Genomic DNA, 18,555 nt, shown 5'->3' on the forward strand with positions numbered 1-18,555 from the left:
GCGCTTGGGCGGCACCTGCGCGAGCCTCCCCGAAAACGTCGGTATCAATCCATGCCTGCGCTACCTTAACGCCTATGGGGAAGACCGGGTGCCGGCCGGGCACCCACGGTCCACTGTGCGAGAGATGGCAACAAGAATTTGCACAGCGGCATACAGGTGAAGCCAGGACATCCGGCCTTCCCTGCGCAGTGGTTTTACGGCTTATGTCGTGCTCTCCCCGGGGAGCGATGCACTATTGCCCCCGTCGCCTTGCGGATGACTGATGCGCCTGCCCGGTTGGGCCGCCACATCACCGCAAGACTTGGCGCACAGACCCCGGGCGCCAGGACCACACGATTTCGTCGTACGCCGATCACACCGGTCGTATGCGCGACGGCCCTTGCTCACGGTTGCCCGCCCTGCAAAACCCTTCGCGCCGATGCAATCAGCGTCCACCGCCGCCCAGCCCGCGTTCGTGACGATCGCGATACGCCCCTCTTCCTTGGGCCGGGTTGCCACGATGGATACGCCATTTCCGAATTTCGGTAAAGTGGAATATTTTTAGCGAGGTACATTGACTGGCATCTGGGTGTTTTGCCCGTCGGGCAACGCAAAGGCTTGTAGCTGGGTTCACCTCCGCCAAATTGGTTCGATCGGTAGCCCCTGTGCCAGATTTCGGGAGTTGAAACCAAAGCGCACGGTTCGCGAACCGGACCGCGAGGTCAGCTACGGGCCAGAAGGGGACATTCCATGCAAGGCTTGCTATGCTCTAAGAGCAGGATGGAGACAATGAGGTTGCCCCGCGCAAAGACAGTGGAATATTTGGCTTTCCTGCTGCTCACTACGCTGCTTGCAGGCGTGTTCGCTTTTGTCTGGCCATTCTCGGCGTTGGGCTGGGGCTTTCAGGCCGGACCAGCCAACCCGACTATTAGGAAAATTGCCCTGGCAATGATCGCGGCCTCGTATTTTGTTGGGATGCCTGCGCTCTTAATAGGGCAAGCCGCTTCTCCAATACTTTGGTTTCTTGGGCGCACGCGAGGCGCATATATCGTCCCGCTCTTGAGCATGAGCGTGTTCTTGCTTTGCGCAATTGCGGCGTCTTTGCTCTGGTAATTGCTTCGTCGGGCGGTTGGCAGACACCCGCGAGCCCCATCGCTGACGTCCGCAACGGGTCAGAAGGCGACCTCTCGGCAGCGAGCCGCAAAGTCGGCTAAGGGACTCCGGAGCGGACAAAGGCTGGCAGCTGCTCCGCTGCGGCCGACCGCGCAAACCCGTCGCCTTCGTTTCATCATTTCGCTTGGCTGGTGGACCCACGAGCCGGCTCAACGACGCGGTGCCCCATATGTCGGCGGCGGCGCCTGCACCGTCGGTGCTGCCGCCGCGAACAGATCGTCCTTGCTGCCGCTCATCGGCGGATAGATCCGCTTGCGGTTGATGGTCTGCTTGGTGGCCTTTGCGGCCGCGCCGGTCGTCTTGACCTCGCGATCCCAGCCTTCCGTGTAGAGCGCGCCCCAGGCGCCGAGATCGAGCACGGTCACGTACCAGTCGATCCGCAGCGGCAGCAGCGGCAGGCCCGCGAGATCGGCCACCACGTTGTGGCCGGCGAAGCGGCCCATGGGGCGCGCGAACTGGCAGGACATCACGGTCGGATGCAAGCCGTCGACCACGCTCGAGGCGACGTCGCCGGCCGCGAACACGCCAGGCACATCCGCAACCCGCATGAAGGGATCGACCAGCAGCCGCCCGAGGCGATCGCGCGCGCCTGCAAGGCTCCCGGCGAGCCGGCTCGCGCGCATCCCGGCGCACCAGATCACCGTCTGCGCCGCAACGAACTCGCCGGAGCTGAGGTGCACGCCGGCGGCCTCGACGGACGCGACACGCACGCCAAGCCGTGTCTCGACCTGCAATGACGACAATGCCGTCTCGATGACGGGACGCGCATGCGCGCCGATGGTGGTGCCGACCGCCGGATTGGGATCGACCAGGATGATGCGGCGGCTGCCGGTGAGGCCGGCGCGCGCGAGCCTGTCCGGCATCTCGGCCGCGACCTCGATGCCGGTGAAGCCGGCGCCGACCACCACCACCGTCGAACGCCCCGGCGACGGCGCGCTGCGGCCGAGCGAGACGAGATGATCCTCGAGGCGGAGCGCCGCGGTATAGGTGTCGACATCGAAGGCGTGCTCGGCAAGTCCGGGAATGTCGGGACGCATCACCTCGCTGCCGAGCGCCAGCACCAGGCGGTCATAGCCCAGCGTCGCCTTGCCGCTGCTGGTGACCAGCGAAATTTCGCGCCGGGCCGAATCGATGGCCTCGACCTCGCCGATCCCGTGGCTGACACCGATCGGATCGAGCAATTGCGGCAGCGGAAGCGCGACCTCGCTGAGGTCGGCCTCGTAATTGCGCACGCGGATATTGTGATAGGGGTTGCGGTCGATGAGACGGATCTCGATGTCGCGGTCGCTTGCGCCGATCTCGTCACGCTTGCGCGCAGCGCCGATGGCCGCCCACAGGCCTGCAAACCCGGCGCCGAGCACGACGATACGCGCCATCACCACCTACTGCACCTTCCAGAGGAATCCTGCGGCCTGCCCGCGCGGACAGACTAGCTCAACAGCCGGCATCGACCAAATGCGGCAGCGCGGCCGTAGGAAGGGTGGAGCGAAGCGATACCCATCGTTTCAGCCGCACAAGACGATGGGTTTCGCAGGGCTCAACCCATCCTACGGGCTGTCATTGCGAACGCTGCGACGTGTCCGCCGAGGCCTTTGGTGAAGGCGGAATCAATCGAGACTGCTGCCGCGGACAGACTCTGGATTGCTTCGCTGCGCTCGCAATGACGGAGTGTGAAGTAGCAGCGCCCACACTCTCGTGTCCCGGACGCGCTGCAGCGTTCTTACGCTGCTGCGCAGAGCCGGGACCCAGGAAGCCACAGCACGTGCTGCCACATGGGCCCCGGCACCGCCGAAGGGGCGCTGCGCAGCGTCCGGGGCACGAGACCTTTGTTACATAGCTCGTCATTGGGCCGGGTTGCGGCGACATATACGAGATTTCCGAATTTCGGTAAAGCGGAATATTTTCGGCGACACGCGTTGACCTACCGCTCGGGTGTTTTGCCCGTCGGGCAACGCAAGGGATCGTGGTCTCGTAGCGTCTACGAGTCGCCGCTTACGCCTCGCGCACCTCCGACGGCGTCGCGCCAAAACGCTTGCGGAAGGCACGGTTGAAATAGGACAGATCGGAGAAGCCGGACGAATGTGCGATGTCGCTGATCTTGCGCGCCCTGGCGCGGGGATCGCCGAGCAGCTTGCGCGCGTGGAGCAGGCGCTGCTCCAGCACGAATTCGGTGAAGGTCGTGCCGGCCTGCTCGAACAGGCGCTGTGCCTGGCGTGGGCTCAATCCCGAGCGCGTCGCGACTTCGGCGAGGCAGAGATCGTTGCGGCCGAGTGCGGCCATCACATCGGCGCGCATGAGATCGAGGCGCGCCGCCGCCTGCCCCCGGCCGCGTGCGCGGCTTGCGTGCTCCGCATCGGTGCCGAGCAGCAGGCCGACGAGATCGACCATGTGCTGCGCCGTCAGGCGCTGGCCGACCGCATCGAGATGCGGCGCGTGGTTGGCGGCGAGCGCGTGGTAGCGGAAGATGGTCTCGGCGACCGCGCCGTCTGCGAGCACCTGCGAGAGCTTGTCCTCGGCGCGCGGACTGATATCGAGCAGCGCACGGCGCGGCATGCGAATGGTGGTGAAGCGGTCCGCATCGGTGTGGCCGACGGTCCCCGTCACGCTCATGTCGACGAGCACCATCTGCGCGGGCGCGAGCTCGACGGTGTGGCCGTTCTGCCCGACGCGGACGAGCCCTGCATGGGCCGATATCAGGACGAGATCGTCGCTGCCGTCGGCAAGATGGCTCTGCGTGCGGGAATATTGCGCCGAGGCGCCTTCCGGAATGGCCAGCGCGATGTTGTCGACGACGCTGATCTGCAGCCGGCAATCGATGCTATCGCCATGGCTCGGCCCGATATCGAGGCCGCAGGGACCGACCGCCCGCTCGCGCCAATGTTCGAATGCCGCACCGTGCGGCAGCCCCGCATATTGGTGAACGAAGATGCCCGGCGTTCTCGCTGCATCCATCTGATTTTCTCGCCCTTTCCGGCATCACGGACTTCAAATTCCGGGGATTTGACGCGGCGGATGGAGCAGAGGTTCAAATCAGGGGCGGATTCAGGGGCAATTGTCGGGATGCGACGGCGGGATGGACCGTGGCGACAGCAAGGCGCCCTTGTAGCCCGCATGGAGCAAAGCGGAATGCGGGGACAGCGGTCCCGGATTACGCTGCGCTCCATCCGGGCTACGCACCTATTTCTGCGCGGGCGCCGGCGGCACGGTCTCGATCAGCTTGCCGGAAAACACCGGGGCCGAGGTCGGCTGGCCGCTCTGCGAACCGCCGGCCTGCTCGACGGTGACGGCGTAGGTCGCGCCGTTGACGACGTCGGCATCGTAGCCGGCGAGCAGCGGACGCGCGGTGAAATCGCTGGCGCCGATGACGCCGAGCGAGCGCGGGCGCGGCAGCTTGTCCGAGATCAGCCAGAGCTCGAAGCTCTTGCCCGGCTCCGGCGTCGCGCCGACCTTGCGAACCGTGAAATTCCGCGTCGCGCCGTCGATGGTGAGGATGAAGGCGGGGCCACCGCCCTGGCCCTGCAGCAGCGCGACATATTGCGCGGAGGCGGCGAGCGGCGCGGCCGGGGTCTTCACCTCGACCGTCTGGATGCGCGGCGCGGGACGCAAGGCGCCCGGCAGCGCGTCGGGCAGGAAGATCTGCAGCGACAGCGTGACCAGCAGCGCGGCCGCAAGCGCGCCGACCGCGGATGCGACGTTGCGCCAGCGCTTCACGCGGCCCTCGAGGCGAATCACATTGCCATCGTCGACGACCGGCGCCTGCGGCGCACGGACGACGTTGATATCCGGAGCATGGACCTGCGGGATGAATTGCGGCGCGATGTCGGGGATGGCGTCCGGCTCGGGACGCGGCGTCTCAGGTGCCCCGGCCTCGGGCTCTGCCGATTGCGAGCTCTCGGCCGGGGCCTCCGCAGTCTGCAGCGAGGATGACTCCGGCACAGGCGGCGGTGGCGAAGCCTCGGCAAGCGCGGGCGGCTCCTGCGCAAGGACCGTGCGCGCGATCTCGGACCTGATGTTCTCCCACACGATCGGACGCGGCTCGACCGAGCCGACCATCTGGTTGAGCGCGCCGAGCCGGTAGGACCAGGCCTGCACGATCCCGGCGAACGCCTCGTCCACCGCCATCATGGTCTCGACCTGCGCGCGCTCATCGGCGTCGAGCGTGCCGAGCGCGTATTCCGCGGCGAGCGCGATATGGTCCTCCGTGTAGGCCATCAACTGCAGTCCAGAACCTTCCTCATCGTCCGGGCCATCACAATCCGAGGCACTCCCGGATATCCAGCATGCTGCGCCGCAGCCACGTCTTCACCGTGTTGACGGGCGCGACAAATTTCTCCGCCAATTGCTCGCGGCTCCAGCCGTTGTAATAGGCGAGCAGCACGAGCTTCTGACGGTCCGGCTCGAGCCGGCCGATACATTCCAGGAGCCGCTTCAGCTCCTCGGTCATCTCGCGGCGCGCCAGCGGATCGGGACTCTCGGCCGCAACCTCCATCGCCTGGGGCTCATCCTCGATGGAGGCTTCCGACTTCTTGCGAACGATGTCGATCGCCCGGTTGCGCGCGATCGAGGCCATCCACGTGATCGGCGACGACAGCGCCGGATTGAACCGGCCGGCGCTGTTCCAGATCTTGACGTAGGTCTCCTGAATGACCTCCTCTGCGAGATCCTGCCGACGCAAGATACGGAGCACGACGCCATAGAGTTTCGCGCGCGTGGCGGCGTAGAGGCGCTCGAACGCGGCCTGATCGCCCTTCGCCACCGCCTCGATCAACCCGACCAGCTCTGCTGGCGTCAGCATTCAGCCCCCCAACACGCAGGCTCAGGCGCGTTCCGCGGAAGCCCTGGCACCGCACCACCATAGCGCGCGGCAAACCCGACCACCAAGGGTGCGCGGCGCCATGCTGTGGACAGCAGATACGAAAACCCGGACCTTGCGGGTCCGGGTTTTGGCAAATTCCTGGATAGTCCGGCTTAGATTATTGTTTGAGCATGATCTTTTCGGAAAACCGCTGCGCACTTTTCCGGATCATGCTCTGGCGCCGTCAGGCGACGGCGCCGATGCGGGCACGCATCAGGCCGATGCTGTCGAGGTCGGCCTGCTCACGGGCGTTTTCCTCGGCGCGCTCGCGGGCCTGGTCGCGCTCGTCCAGGAGCTCGACCTTCTTCAGCTCCTCGAAGGCCTCGGCCAGCGCGGCCTTGGCTTCGTCGAGCTGACCCTTGAGCTCGTCGGCCGAACGGGTCAGGTTCTCGCGGCGCTGGATCGCGGCTTTGGCATAAGTCGGATAGGCAAAGTGCGAGGGATCGTTGATCCCGGCGCGCTCCTGCTCGGTCTGGATCTCGCGTTCGAGATCGACCGACATCCGCTGGAAATCGGCGATCATGGTCTCGATCTGGGTGACCCGGCGGCGCTTCTCGTCGACCTGAAACTTCTTCAGGCGGATGAGGGTATCTCGTGACTTCATCGACTCGTACTCCCCAGAAGTCCCCCCGCTGCACGTGGGACGGCACCGGTCACCCCATAGGCCCTGTTAGGGCCAAGACCGGCTCTGCTACTCTGTGGGATCGGATGATGACCTGACAAAGTTAGCGTTCCGTTTCCAAATTGCCCAGGATTTGCGCCAACTGCCGATAGCCGTCCGCCAGCGAGGCATTCTCGTCCTTGCGCTGCCGCAGGAACGCTTCCAGCGGCTCGTGCAGGCGGATCGCCTCGTCCACCTCGGGGCTGGAGCCGGCCCGGTAGGCGCCGAGCCGGATCAATTCCTCCATGTCGGCATAGGTCGCCATCACCTGACGCGCCTTCTGGATGACCGGCCAGAACTGCGGGTCGGCCGATTTCGGCATGGTGCGCGAGACGGATTTGAGGATGTTGATGGCGGGATAGCGGCCACGCTCCGCGATCGAGCGCTGCATCACGATATGGCCGTCGAGGATGCCGCGGACGGCGTCCGCGATCGGCTCGTTGTGGTCGTCGCCGTCGACCAGCACCGTGAAGATCGCGGTGATCGCGCCCTCGCCGAGGCCAGGCCCGGCACGCTCCAGCAGCTTCGGCAATTCGGTGAACACGGTCGGCGTATAGCCCTTGGCGGTCGGCGGCTCGCCGGCGGACAGGCCGATCTCGCGCTGGGCCATGGCGAAGCGCGTCACCGAGTCCATCAGGCAGAGCACGTCCTTGTCCTCATCACGAAAATACTCGGCGACCGCGAGCGTGAGATACGCCGCCTGGCGGCGCATCAGCGCGGGCTCGTCCGAGGTCGCGACCACCACGACCGAGCGCGCGAGGCCCTCCTCGCCGAGATCGTCCTGCAGGAATTCCTGCACCTCGCGGCCGCGTTCGCCGATCAGCCCGATGACACTGACATCGGCATCGACGTTGCGCGCCAGCATCGACAGCAGCACCGACTTGCCGACGCCGGACCCTGCGAAGATGCCCATGCGCTGGCCGCGGCAGCAGGTGAGGAACGTGTTCATCGCGCGCACGCCGAGATCGAGCGGGCTGCCGACGCGCTTGCGCGAATGTGCGGGCGGCGGCGTATTGCGGAACGGCATCGGCGAGGAGCCCTGCGGCAGCGGTCCCTTGCCGTCGATCGGCTCGCCCAGCGCGTTGACGACGCGGCCGAGCCAGGCTGCGGACGGCCGCACCTGATTGGCGGCATTGGCAATGACCGCCTTGCAACCGCGGCGCACGCCGTCGAGGCCGGCAAACGGCATCACGACAGCATTGTTGCCGGAGAAGCCGATCACCTCGCAGGGAATGGTGCGGTTGGCGCCGGTCTCGATCACGAGCCGCGCGCCGACCGACATCGCGTGAATCGGACCGGCCACCTCGACCATCAGGCCACGCACGCCGACCACGCGGCCGTAAATGTTGATGCCGTCGATGTCGCCGATCTGTTCGGCAAGAGCTTTCATCGGTGGGCCTTCATCGGTGAGCCTTCATTAAGGGCCGCGCCTTGGTCATCCCCAGGGTCGCTGCGCGATCCCGGAACTTCACGGTGAAACTCTTAAGTTTCGCCATATTTCTGAACGGCGCTTAACTCCGTGTTTACCCGCATCATTAATCATTGCGTCACTGTCTTTGAGACTGAGCGTGACTCCCCTTCAGAAGAAGGCTGAGTCGCGGGAGTCGGTTAGGCCCGTCTCTTAAAGTGGAGCTTGAACGGATCGGAGTAACGAAAGCTGCTTCCTGCGCAAGACCTTAGGGCGATTCGACGAAAATTGCACCGGGGGGACTTGCGTTCCAGAATCAGAGTTTGTTAACCATCTGTTGTCAGGATCCGAATCAGTTGTTCAAAGGCGTTTTGTTGAGTGCCGCGAATGCGGCCGACCTGACGCCCAGGAGCGGCGACTATGGGGAACTGGCATGCGCGTTTTGCTGATTGAAGATGACAGCGCCGTCGCGCAGTCGATCGAGCTGATGCTGAAGTCGGAGAGCTTCAACGTCTACACGACCGATTTGGGGGAAGAAGGCGTCGATCTCGGTAAACTATACGATTACGACATTATTCTCCTCGACCTCAACCTGCCCGACATGTCCGGCTACGACGTGCTCAAGCAGCTCCGGGTCTCCAAGATCAAGACACCGATTCTGATCCTCTCCGGCCTCGCCGGCATCGAGGACAAGGTCAAGGGTCTCGGCGTCGGCGCCGACGACTACATGACCAAGCCCTTCCACAAGGACGAGCTGGTGGCCCGCATCCACGCGATCGTGCGCCGCTCCAAGGGCCACGCCCAGTCGGTCATCCAGACCGGCGACCTCGTCGTCAACCTCGACACCAAGACGGTGGAAGTCGGCGGCCAGCGCGTGCATCTGACCGGCAAGGAATATCAGATGCTGGAGCTGCTCAGCTTGCGCAAGGGCACGACCCTGACCAAGGAAATGTTCCTCAACCACCTCTATGGCGGCATGGACGAGCCCGAGCTGAAGATCATCGACGTCTTCATCTGCAAGCTCCGCAAGAAGCTCGCCAACGCCTCCGAGGGCCGCAACTTCATCGAGACCGTGTGGGGCCGCGGCTACGTGCTGCGCGAGCCGCACGAGGCCGACGAGCGCATCCCCGCCTGATCCTGGGTTCACGTCGCAAGCCCCGGGCTTGCTCCTCCCAGCCTGGACCCCGCCGCAAATGGCGGGGTTTTCGTTTTTGGGGGTTCTTCTCCCGCAAGCGGGAGAGGTGCAGCAGTCGTGCCGATGCGACTTCATCCCTCTCTAACGTTTGAACCGCTACCCTTCCCCCGCCGACGAATGGTCGCTGCACGATGGGGGAACGATGATCCTGCAATCACTCGCCGGCCTGCCCGCCTTCCTGGTCTATTTCTGCACCGGGCTGATCGCGACCGTGGCCTATCTGTTCGTCTACACCCGCATCACCGCCCATAACGAGTTCCAGCTCATCCGCGACAACGAGCCGGCCGCGGCGATCGCGCTCGGGCTCAGCCTGCTCGGCTTCGTGGCACCGCTGGTCAGCGCCATCGCGCATTCGGCCAACCTGCTGGACTGCCTGATCTGGGCGACGATCGCACTGGTCGTGCAGGTCATCGTGTTCTTCCTCGTAAAAGTTCCGGTGCCCAATCTGTCGGTGCGGATCTCCGCCGGCGAGCTTGCCCCGGCGATCTGGCTCGGCCTGTCCTCGCTCGCCGCGGGGCTGCTCAACGCCGCCAGCATGATCTACTGACATGGCCGACAAGCCCGCCAAAAGGGAGTTCGGCAAGCGCCGGCCGGTGGCCGAGCCGCCGCCTCCGCGTCCGCCGGTGAAGCGCTCCGGCCATGTCGCGCTGCTGGTGATGGGCACGATCGCAGTCGGCACCACCGCCTACACGCTGATGCCGCGGCAGACCTGCGAGCCCACTCCCGGAGCCGTGCCGGGGCAGACGACCACGACCTGCACCAGCAGCAGCAGCAGCAGCTCGTCAGGCGGCAGCAGCTCGCGCTGGTCGTCGCGATCGAGCTTCTTCAGCAGCGATTCCTCGAGCCATTCCTCGTCGGGCACGTCGTCCGATTCCGGCCACAGCAGCGTGAGCCGCGGCGGCTTCGGCTCGTTCGGTCACGGCTTCTCGGGCGGCGGCTAGCGCATGATCCGGAAAAGTGGCCACCGGTTTTCCCTCGCGACAAACGCGGAACGCGTTTGCGCGGAGATCATGCGCAGGAAATAACATGCAGCGCATAACCTGTCTCGAGCGCGACGACTGGCGAGAGACCGCAGCGAAATGCGGCTTCGTCTTCCATACCATCGACGGCGAGCGCTATTGGGACGAGCGCGCCTATTACGGCTTCACGCTCGACGAGATCGAGCGCGGCATCGAGACGCCGACCGGCGAGATCGACGCGATGTGCCTGGAGCTTGCCGGCCGCGTCATCGGCGACGAGCGCCACTTGCGGCGCTTGAAGATCCCGGAAGCGTTCTGGGGCCTGATCGCCGAGAGCTGGGAGCGCGACGACCGCAGCCTCTATGGCCGGCTCGATTTGAGGTTCAACGGCAAGTCGCCGGCAAAGCTGCTCGAATACAACGCGGACACGCCGACCTCGCTCTTCGAGGCCGCGGTGTTTCAATGGACCTGGCTCGAGCAGGCGATCGAACGCCGCGTCATCCCGTCGCGTGCCGATCAGTTCAACTCCATCCATGAGCGGCTGATCGCAGCGTGGAAGGAGATCGCCGGCGGCCGTCACGTCCATCTCACCGGCATCACCGGCAACGAGGAAGACGCCGGAACGCTCGCTTATCTCGAAGACACCGCGCGCCAGGCCGGGCTCTCGACCAGGCTGCTCGACATCGAGCAGGTCGGCTGGCGCGACGAGCCCGGCGGCTTCGTCGATCTCGACGATGGCGACATCGCACTCGCCTTCAAGCTCTATCCCTGGGAGTGGATGTTCCACGACGCCTTTGGCGCAAAGCTCAAGGACGCACCGACGCGCTGGATCGAGCCGCCGTGGAAGGCGGTGCTCTCCAACAAGGGCACGTTGCCGCTGCTCTGGGAGATGTTTCCGAACCATCCCAATCTGCTGCCGGCCTTCTTCGAGGACGATCCGCACGCCGCGGAGCTCGGGACGTCCTATGTCCGCAAGCCGCTGCTGTCGCGCGAGGGCGCCAACGTCACGCTGGTGTCCGGCGGAATGCCGCTCGACGAGCAGGCAGGTCCCTACGGCGCCGAAGGTTTCGTGCGCCAGGCATTGTCACCGCTGCCGAACTTTTCGGGCTTCTATCCGGTCATCGGAAGCTGGCTGGTGAACCACCAGCCGTGCGGATTGTCGATCCGCGAGGACGAGAGCCCGATCACGGGCAACCGCTCGCGGTTTCTGCCGCATGCGATTTTGTAGTGTCATTCCGGGGCGCGACGCAGTCGCGGCCCCGGAATGACGAGAAGCAACTCACCTCGCCGCGGCGACCTTCAGCGGCTGCGGCATCAATCCGCCCATGGGGCGGCCGGAGCGCGCGGGGTTGAGCTGATAGAGACCGCGGCGCTCGGTGACCGGGCGGAATGCATCGGTGATGCCGACGACGGACTCGGCGGCGCCGAGCAGCAGCGTTCCGTCGGCCTCCATCGCCTTCGCCATCCGCTCGAAGATCACGGCCTTGGTGTCCTGGTCGAAATAGATCAGCACGTTGCGGCAGAAGATCACGTCGAACGTGCCGAGATGCGAGAAATCCTGCAACAGATTGAGCTGGCGGAACTGCACCATGGCGCGAATATCGGCGTTGAGCTGCCAGAGCTCGCCGACTTGCGTGAAGTACTTCATCAGGTGCTGGATCGGCAGGCCGCGCTGCACCTCGAACTGGCTGTAGATTCCGGCCTTGGATTTCTCCAGCACCTCCTGCGACAGATCGGTGGCGACGATCTCGATGCGCCAGCCGGCGAGGACTGCCCCCATCTCCTTCACGCACATTGCGATCGAATAGGGCTCCTGCCCCGTCGATGAGGCCGCCGACCAGATGCGCAAACTCTTGCGCGTCGCGCGCGCCTGGATCAGACCCGGCAAAATCGTTTCGCGCAGATGATCGAACGGGATCTTGTCGCGGTAGAAGAAGGTCTCGTTGGTGGTCATGGCTTCGACCACGTCGGTCGCAAGCCGGCCGTCGCCGTTCCTGATCTTCAGCACGAGATCGGGGATGCCGGGAAGGCTTGCCTTGCGGGCGAGCGGCAGCAGCCGGCTCTCGACCAGATATTGCTTGTCGGCGGAGAGATCGAGACCGGAGCGCTCCTTCAGGAACTTGCGCAGATAGTCGTAATCCGCGGGTGTCACGAGCGGTCTCCCGCGAACAGGCGGTTGACCTTGGCGCCGATCTGGTTGAGCGGCAGGATCGCCGCGCAGATGCCGGCATTGGCCGCTGCCCCCGGCATGCCCCAGACCACGCTGGAGGCTTCGTCCTGCGCGATCACGCTGCCACCGGCCGCAACGATGTCCTTGCCGCCGCGCATGCCGTCGGAGCCCATACCCGTCAGGATCACGGAGAGGATGGCGCCATGCCAGATGTCGATGGCGGAGGTGAAGAGCGGATCGACCGCGGGCTTGCAGAAATTGACGGCGGGGCCGTCGTCGAGCGCGATCGCGACGTCCGCACCGCTGCGCGCGACGCGCATGTGCTTGCCGCCGGGCGCGAGATAGATCCGTCCGGGCTTCACCGGCTCGCCGTCAACCGCCTCGGCTGCCGGGCGGCGGCTCGAACGCGCCAGATGCTCGGCAAGGATGGTGGTGAAGGTCGGCGGCATGTGCTGGGTGATCAGCACCGGGAAGCGGTCGATCACCGGGCCGAGCTCGGTGACGAGCGACATCAGCGCCTGGGGACCGCCGGTCGAGGAGCCGATCAGCAGCACCTTCGGCGCCTGGGTCGAGAACGGGCGCGTCGACGGCGCTCCCGACGAGGGGGCGTGCACGGCCGGAGCGGGCGCAGCAGGCCGGGCGACGGCCGGCGCGCGCGCAGCCGGAGCCGGAGCCGGGCTCGCGGGCGCCAGCGGCGGGCTCGCAACGGCGGACTTGCGGCGCAGCCGCGCACCGAGATGGCGGATCTTCTGGATCAGGTCGTGATGGAAGGTGTCGGCGGCCGACGCTTCGCGCGTCGATTCCGGCTTGGGAATGTAGTCGGCCGCGCCGAGCGACAGCGCCTTGAAGCTGATCTCCGCATTGCGGCGGGTCAGCGTCGAGGCCATGATGATGACGAGATCGCGCTTCTTCGCCAGCAATTTCGGCAGCGCCGAGAGGCCATCGAGCTCGGGCATCTCGATGTCGAGCACGGCAACATCGGGATTGATGCGTTCCAGCTGGTTGACCGCCTCGAGCCCGGTGCGCAGCGAAGCTGCGACCTCCATGTCGTGCTCGGCGCCGATCCAGCGCGAGATCAGACCGCGGATGACGACGGAGTCGTCGACGATCATCACCCGCAGTGGTCCGGCTTCGCGCGACGTGCCCGTGGTCGAATTACCTGCGAACGCAACACTCATTACTCACCAACTCAGACTGAAACGGTTCAGTTGAAAACAATCGCCGAAGGATCCGTTCGGCCTCCGGGCGGTCGCTCAGATCAGGCCGACTTCCTGGAATTTCGCCGTCACGATGTCCTTGTCGAACGGCTTCATGATGTACTCGTTGGCGCCGGCGTGCAGCGCGCGTGCAATGTGCGCGACGTCGTTCTCGGTGGTGCAGAACACCACCTTGGGCTGGTCGCCGCCAGGCATGCGCCTGAGATGACCGAGAAACTCGTAGCCGTCCATGACCGGCATGTTCCAGTCGAGCAGCACTGCATCCGGCAGGCCGCGCTTGCAGGCCTCCAGCGCCTTCTCACCGTCCTCGGCTTCGAGGATCTGGAAGTCGAGGCCCTCCAGGATCCGGCGCGCAACCTTGCGGATGACGCTGGAATCGTCAACGACGAGACAAGTTCGCATGTAAACCTCTGCTTCCTCCCCTTTGCGGGGACACTTCCAATTGCAGGCCCGCCGGCGGCAGTGCCGCCGTATCAGGCCGCCATCATTTCGGGCGCAAGCTCGAGGACGCGATCGACGTCGAGCACGACCATGAGCTGGCCGTCGAGGCGATGGACGCCGCCGGCGAGCTTGGCCATGCGGGGATCGAGGTTGACGGGGTTCTCCTCCTTGCCGTCCTCGGGCAGGCGCAGCACCTCGCCGATCTGGTCGATCAGGAGGCCATAGGATTCGCCGCGCAGGTCGACGCCGACCGCCATCGGGGTCTTGCCGTCCTCGTCCCTGGGCAGGCCGAGACGGGAGCGCATGTCGACCACGGTGACGATGCGGCCGCGCAGGTTGAGGACGCCCGCGATCTCGCGCGAGGACAAGGGCACGCGGGTGACGCGCTCGGGCATGAACACGTCCTGGACGCGGGAGATCGGCAGGCCGAACAGCTGGCCGCCGATCATCGCGGTGACGTATTCGACCATGGCGCCTTCGCTGGATTGGGTCTTGCTGCTCATCGATATCTCTCCTCGTCCCTTTTAGGCCGCCGCCCGGCTCAGCTCGGAGGCGCCGGCGGCGCTTGCGGTCTGCTCCTTCAGCGCCGCGATCAGACCGGGACGGTCGAACTTCGCGACATAGTCGTGGAAGCCGGCCTGACGGCCGCGCTCGATCGCCGCCGGCGACACCAGCGCCGACAGGCCGATGATCGGCGTCGCGGCGAGGTTGTTGTCGGAGCGAACCACTTCCGCGAACTCGAACCCGTTCATGTCGGGCATCTCGATGTCGGTCAGGATCACGTCGAAGTTTTGCGCGCGCAGCGCGGCGAGGCCCTCCTGCGCGGTCGGCGCGGTGCGGACGCGGTAGCCGGCCGCCTTCAGCACCGGCGCCAGCATGTTGCGGAAGAAGGCAGAGTCGTCGACCAGCAGCACCGACTGCGAGTGCATCGACGGCTTCATCTCCTTGCGGGTGAACCAGTCGGCAAACGCCATCGGCAGGAAGTGGCCGACGTCGATCACCTCGGTGGCCTGGCCCTTGATCACGGCCGAGCCCAGGATGCCCTGGCTGGAGCCGCCGACCTCGATGTTGAGGCGTTCCTCGACGATGTCGATGATCTCGTCGACGACAAGGCCCATGGAGCGGCCGTCGTCGGCGAACACCAGGATCGGCTGGGCGCCCTGGCTCGCGATGGTGACGCCCTCCATGGCCACCAGCGGCATCAGCTGCTCGCGGTACTGCACCATGTAGCGGCCGTTCGAGAACTCGATCTTGTCGGCGGGCAGCTCTTCCAGGCGCGTGACCAGCCCGAGCGGCACCGCCTTGGGCTGCGACGAGCCGGCGCGGAAGACGAGGAGCGAGGTGGTCTGCTCGCCCGAGCCGATGTGGTGGGCGCCGTTCTCGTCGCCCATGTCATGGGCCGAGGAGCCGGCGGCGCCGAGCGCCTTGGCAATGCCGTTGGGGTCGATGATCATGATGACGGCGCCATCGCCCAGGATGGTGTTGCCGGAGAACATGTCGATGTGACGCAGCTTGGTCGACATCGGCTTGACGACGATCTCTTCCGTATGGAAGACACCATCCACGACGATGCCAAACGTCTGGCTGCCGACCTGCGTCACCACGATGAAGCCGTTCTCGGGATCGGAGGCCGCGCCGTCGTCGATCTTCAAGAGCTTCTTCAGGTGGATCAGCGGCAACAGCTTGTTGCGCAGGCGGAGCACAGCCGTGTCCTTGATGCGCTCGATGCGGTGCTCGGAGTTGGCGCGGGCCCGCACCAGCTCGACCACCGAGAGCTGCGGGATGGCGAAGCGGTCGCCGGCGGCTTCGACGATCAGGGCGGAGACGATCGCCAAGGTCAGCGGGATCTTGATGGTGACCGAGGAGCCCTCGCCGGCCACCGACTTGATGTCGATGGTGCCGCCGATCTGGTCGATATTGGTGCGCACCACGTCCATGCCGACGCCGCGCCCCGACACCGAGGTGATGGCGGCCGCGGTGGAGAAGCCCGGGGCGAAGATGAACTTGTGGATCTGGGCTTCGCTCATCTTCTCGAGCTCAGCCTCGGTGACGAGACCTGAGGAGAGCGCCTTGGCCTTGATCTTCTCGGTGTTGAGGCCTCTTCCGTTGTCGGCGATGCAGATGATGATGTGGCCGCCCTCGTGATAGGCGGACAGGCGAATGGTGCCCTGCTCGCCCTTGCCGCTGGCCAGGCGCTCGGCGGGGGTCTCCAGGCCATGATCGGCGGAGTTGCGCACCATATGGGTGAGCGGGTCCTTGATCAGGTCGAGCACCTGGCGGTCGAGCTCGGTGTCGGCGCCGTGCATCTCTAGCTCGATCTGCTTGCCGAGTTCGCTCGAGAGGTCGCGGACGATGCGGGGCAGCTTCTGCCAGGCATTGCCGATCGGCTGCATGCGCGTCTTCATGACGCCTTCCTGCAGCTCGGCAGTGACGTTGGAGAGGCGCTGCAAGGGCACCTTGAACTCGGTGTCCTCGTTGCGGCGGGAGATCTCCAGCAGCTGGTTGCGGGTCAGGACCAGCTCGGAGACCATGGTCATCAGATGCTCCAGCGTATCCACGTTGACGCGGATCGACTGGTTGGCGATGCGGTCGCCCTCGCTCGCCATCTCGTCGGCCATCGACTTCTTCGGCGCGGGCTTCTCCTTGGCGGCGGGCTTTGCGGCTTGCTTCGCAGCCGGCGCTTCAGCCGCCGCTGCGGGCTCGGCCTTGACGTCGGCCTTGGCAACAGGCACCGGTGCTTCGATCGCGGTCTCGCGGAAGGCGCGCTCGAGCTCGTCGAGCGAGACCTCGCCCGGACGCAGCGGGCGCTCCAGGGTCTGCTCGATCAGCGAGCCCGTGGTCATCTCTTTTGCGGGTGCGGCGGCCGGGGCTTCGGGCGCGAGCGGCGGCGCGTCGGCAACGGGAGCAGCGCCGCTCGGCATCGGCTGCGCCGAGCCGGACGCGATCGGCGAAGCCGACGCTGACATAGCCGCCATGCCCTGCTCGACCATCGCCTCCAGCTTGTCGATGAGGTCGCGGTCGTTGCCCTCCGGCTCGGCTTCGGTCGCCTCCAGGCCGGCCAAAATCTCCTTGATGCGGTCGATCGAGGACAGGATCACCGTCACCGCCTGCCCGGTCACCGGCATGCCGTCACGGAATTTGCCCATCAAGGTCTCGCCGGCATGCGCCAGCGCCTCGAGCCGCGGCAGGCCGAGGAAGCCGCAGGTGCCCTTGATGGTGTGGACCAGGCGGAAGATGTTATCCAGGATCTTGGCGTTGTTCGGCTCCTGCTCGAACTTCACCAGCTGATTGTCCACGGTGTCCAGGCTCTCGCTGGTCTCCGTCAAAAACTCCCGCAACAGATCATCCATGAGCTACGCCTTACTGACCTGGACCTAAACCCGACGCCTGAGCCACTCCTGGCACGGACGGACGCCCTATCTGGATCGTTAGACATCCCCTTTCACAGTCCCGTTAATTTCATCCTCCGTGCTACTACGGATATTGAAGAGAAGTTTGCGGTTCGACGGCAAGCTGCAGCGCTTTTCGGCAAAACCAGCTCCGCGCCGCAACGGAGAAGACGAGCGAGGTAAACGGGCCGATAACAGCGGGGCGAGTCGCGCGGGAAAGTCCTGCTCGTGAAGAACGATAGAGACGGCGTGCAGGGCGTTGGACCGAGCCGCCCACGACCGGCGGCGCCCTCGTGATCCGCGTTTTGCAGGGTTGCCGCGATCTGCGCGGTCCGCGCTTGAGGTAAACGAACGGTTACCCTGCGGCCAAGGCGGCGCGTGCCGCGCTAACCGAGCCGGGCGGCCGAGGCAATGTCGCCGTCGGGGCGATGCTCTGCCAGGCAATCGTTGATGGCGACGAGCAGCGCGTGCAGCGTGAACGGCTTGCGCAGACAGCGTGAGGCGCCGAGCTCCAGCGCCATCCGGAGGAAATCAGGTGCGGGCGAATTCAGATTTGCGAAAGCGTAGCCGGACATCGCGATCAGCGGAACGGCGGGTGCCCCGTCATGGAAGATCCGGATCGATTCGAACCCGCGCATGTGCGGCATGAATATATCGATGATCATCAGATCGAACTGTTCGTGCTCGAGGGCGCGCAGTCCGGCTTCACCTCCCTCGGCGATCGTCACCCGAAAATTGTTGCGCTGGAGGTAGATCTCGATGGCCATGCACACCATCGGGTCATCGTCGACGACGAGAATATGGCGCAGACTTTCGGTGCCCGTATGAGCTTCACGCTTCGGCGATTCAAGAATTGAACCGTGGCGCACGCCGTTCTCCTTTGTCTTCAATCAAGAGAAGGATGATCGCAAACGTCATTGGCGGAACGAGGAAAACGGAGACGACGGAAATAGGATCCGCGGTCATCGGGCGCCAAGGTTGAGTGCAATGCCGGATAGCTATGAGCACTCGTCCAACGAACGAGGCGGCGCGGATCAACCGGCGTCCGATGACCGCGGATGCAATGCTTCCGGCTCATGAAGCCCCCTTACCGCTTTTTCCTGCATGC

Annotated in this window: 16 protein-coding genes; 4 read left to right on the top strand and 12 right to left on the bottom strand. The window is 65.3% G+C overall.

The genetic code is table 11. The features are described 5' to 3' along the window. Positions 1-1,301: 1,301 nt before the first annotated feature. From JQ566_RS23870 to fliI, 6 genes are all read right to left on the bottom strand, one after another. Positions 1,302-2,528: an NAD(P)/FAD-dependent oxidoreductase gene (locus JQ566_RS23870; RefSeq protein WP_212376429.1), complete on the bottom strand. Its 1,227-nt coding sequence runs from the start codon at positions 2,526-2,528 to the stop codon at positions 1,302-1,304. A 616-nt stretch (positions 2,529-3,144) separates the two neighbouring features. Next, a complete protein-coding gene (locus JQ566_RS23875; RefSeq protein ID WP_212376432.1) occupies positions 3,145-4,104 on the bottom strand; it encodes a helix-turn-helix transcriptional regulator in 960 nt (319 codons plus the stop codon). 225 nt (positions 4,105-4,329) lie between these two features. Then, positions 4,330-5,364, bottom strand: a complete 1,035-nt coding sequence (locus JQ566_RS23880) for an anti-sigma factor (protein WP_212376435.1) — start codon at positions 5,362-5,364, stop codon at positions 4,330-4,332. Positions 5,365-5,401: 37 nt separating this feature from the next. After that, the gene (locus JQ566_RS23885; protein WP_212376438.1) at positions 5,402-5,947 is read right to left on the bottom strand and encodes a sigma-70 family RNA polymerase sigma factor; all 546 of its coding nucleotides are present in this window, start codon (positions 5,945-5,947) and stop codon (positions 5,402-5,404) included. Between the two features lie 244 nt (positions 5,948-6,191). Beyond that, entirely contained in the window at positions 6,192-6,611 is a 420-nt protein-coding gene (gene fliJ, locus JQ566_RS23890) for a flagellar export protein FliJ (protein WP_011084990.1), read from the bottom strand. Positions 6,612-6,732: 121 nt separating this feature from the next. Beyond that, positions 6,733-8,058: a flagellar protein export ATPase FliI gene (gene fliI, locus JQ566_RS23895; RefSeq protein WP_212376441.1), complete on the bottom strand. Its 1,326-nt coding sequence runs from the start codon at positions 8,056-8,058 to the stop codon at positions 6,733-6,735. A gap of 451 nt (positions 8,059-8,509) precedes the next feature. Here fliI and ctrA point away from each other — a divergent pair, with 451 nt between their 5' ends. From ctrA to JQ566_RS23915, 4 genes are all read left to right on the top strand, one after another. Continuing rightward, the gene (gene ctrA / locus JQ566_RS23900) at positions 8,510-9,211 is read left to right on the top strand and encodes a response regulator transcription factor CtrA (protein ID WP_016848562.1); all 702 of its coding nucleotides are present in this window, start codon (positions 8,510-8,512) and stop codon (positions 9,209-9,211) included. Positions 9,212-9,413: 202 nt separating this feature from the next. Continuing rightward, positions 9,414-9,818 carry a DUF350 domain-containing protein gene (locus JQ566_RS23905; protein ID WP_212376443.1) on the top strand — a complete coding sequence of 135 codons (405 nt, stop codon included), beginning with the start codon at positions 9,414-9,416 and terminating at the stop codon, positions 9,816-9,818. Between the two features lies 1 nt (position 9,819). Further along, entirely contained in the window at positions 9,820-10,212 is a 393-nt protein-coding gene (locus JQ566_RS23910; RefSeq protein ID WP_212376446.1) for a hypothetical protein, read from the top strand. Positions 10,213-10,297: 85 nt separating this feature from the next. Continuing rightward, the gene (locus JQ566_RS23915) at positions 10,298-11,458 is read left to right on the top strand and encodes a glutathionylspermidine synthase family protein (RefSeq protein WP_212376450.1); all 1,161 of its coding nucleotides are present in this window, start codon (positions 10,298-10,300) and stop codon (positions 11,456-11,458) included. A gap of 51 nt (positions 11,459-11,509) precedes the next feature. On the opposite strand, the gene JQ566_RS23920 is transcribed toward JQ566_RS23915, so the two are convergent. The 6 genes from JQ566_RS23920 to JQ566_RS23945 form a co-directional block, all read right to left on the bottom strand. After that, positions 11,510-12,382 (bottom strand): CheR family methyltransferase, encoded by an 873-nt coding sequence (locus JQ566_RS23920; protein ID WP_212376453.1) that lies wholly within the window; start codon positions 12,380-12,382, stop codon positions 11,510-11,512. After that, complete coding sequence (locus tag JQ566_RS23925; RefSeq protein WP_212376456.1) at positions 12,379-13,578, bottom strand: protein-glutamate methylesterase/protein-glutamine glutaminase; 1,200 nt, start codon at positions 13,576-13,578, stop codon at positions 12,379-12,381. The genes JQ566_RS23920 and JQ566_RS23925 overlap by 4 nt, the downstream gene beginning before the upstream one ends. Positions 13,579-13,653: 75 nt before the next feature. Continuing rightward, entirely contained in the window at positions 13,654-14,019 is a 366-nt protein-coding gene (locus JQ566_RS23930; protein WP_007600538.1) for a response regulator, read from the bottom strand. A gap of 71 nt (positions 14,020-14,090) precedes the next feature. Then, the gene (locus JQ566_RS23935) at positions 14,091-14,561 is read right to left on the bottom strand and encodes a chemotaxis protein CheW (protein ID WP_100231461.1); all 471 of its coding nucleotides are present in this window, start codon (positions 14,559-14,561) and stop codon (positions 14,091-14,093) included. A 21-nt stretch (positions 14,562-14,582) separates the two neighbouring features. Further along, on the bottom strand, positions 14,583-17,408 hold the full coding sequence (locus JQ566_RS23940) for a hybrid sensor histidine kinase/response regulator (protein WP_212376460.1): 2,826 nt from the start codon (positions 17,406-17,408) through the stop codon (positions 14,583-14,585). A gap of 425 nt (positions 17,409-17,833) precedes the next feature. Continuing rightward, positions 17,834-18,316, bottom strand: coding sequence for a response regulator (locus JQ566_RS23945; protein ID WP_434057841.1), 483 nt, complete (start codon positions 18,314-18,316; stop codon positions 17,834-17,836). Positions 18,317-18,555 lie beyond the last annotated feature (239 nt).

The organism is Bradyrhizobium sp. SZCCT0231, from assembly GCF_018130245.1.
Classification (GTDB): domain Bacteria; phylum Pseudomonadota; class Alphaproteobacteria; order Rhizobiales; family Xanthobacteraceae; genus Bradyrhizobium; species Bradyrhizobium japonicum_F.

Bases quoted from the DNA above. Each gene is read 5' to 3' on its own strand.
- ctrA (WP_016848562.1), top strand. From the start codon at position 8,510: ATGCGCGTTTTGCTGATTGAAGATGACAGCGCCGTCGCGCAGTCGATC.
- JQ566_RS23905 (WP_212376443.1), top strand. From the start codon at position 9,414: ATGATCCTGCAATCACTCGCCGGCCTGCCCGCCTTCCTGGTCTATTTC.
- fliI (WP_212376441.1), bottom strand. From the start codon at position 8,058: ATGAAAGCTCTTGCCGAACAGATCGGCGACATCGACGGCATCAACATT.
- JQ566_RS23935 (WP_100231461.1), bottom strand. From the start codon at position 14,561: ATGAGCAGCAAGACCCAATCCAGCGAAGGCGCCATGGTCGAATACGTC.
- JQ566_RS23885 (WP_212376438.1), bottom strand. From the start codon at position 5,947: ATGCTGACGCCAGCAGAGCTGGTCGGGTTGATCGAGGCGGTGGCGAAG.
- JQ566_RS23880 (WP_212376435.1), bottom strand. From the start codon at position 5,364: ATGGCCTACACGGAGGACCATATCGCGCTCGCCGCGGAATACGCGCTC.
- JQ566_RS23940 (WP_212376460.1), bottom strand. From the start codon at position 17,408: ATGGATGATCTGTTGCGGGAGTTTTTGACGGAGACCAGCGAGAGCCTG.
- fliJ (WP_011084990.1), bottom strand. From the start codon at position 6,611: ATGAAGTCACGAGATACCCTCATCCGCCTGAAGAAGTTTCAGGTCGAC.
- JQ566_RS23910 (WP_212376446.1), top strand. From the start codon at position 9,820: ATGGCCGACAAGCCCGCCAAAAGGGAGTTCGGCAAGCGCCGGCCGGTG.
- JQ566_RS23870 (WP_212376429.1), bottom strand. From the start codon at position 2,528: ATGGCGCGTATCGTCGTGCTCGGCGCCGGGTTTGCAGGCCTGTGGGCG.
- JQ566_RS23915 (WP_212376450.1), top strand. From the start codon at position 10,298: ATGCAGCGCATAACCTGTCTCGAGCGCGACGACTGGCGAGAGACCGCA.
- JQ566_RS23925 (WP_212376456.1), bottom strand. From the start codon at position 13,578: ATGAGTGTTGCGTTCGCAGGTAATTCGACCACGGGCACGTCGCGCGAA.
- JQ566_RS23930 (WP_007600538.1), bottom strand. From the start codon at position 14,019: ATGCGAACTTGTCTCGTCGTTGACGATTCCAGCGTCATCCGCAAGGTT.
- JQ566_RS23875 (WP_212376432.1), bottom strand. From the start codon at position 4,104: ATGGATGCAGCGAGAACGCCGGGCATCTTCGTTCACCAATATGCGGGG.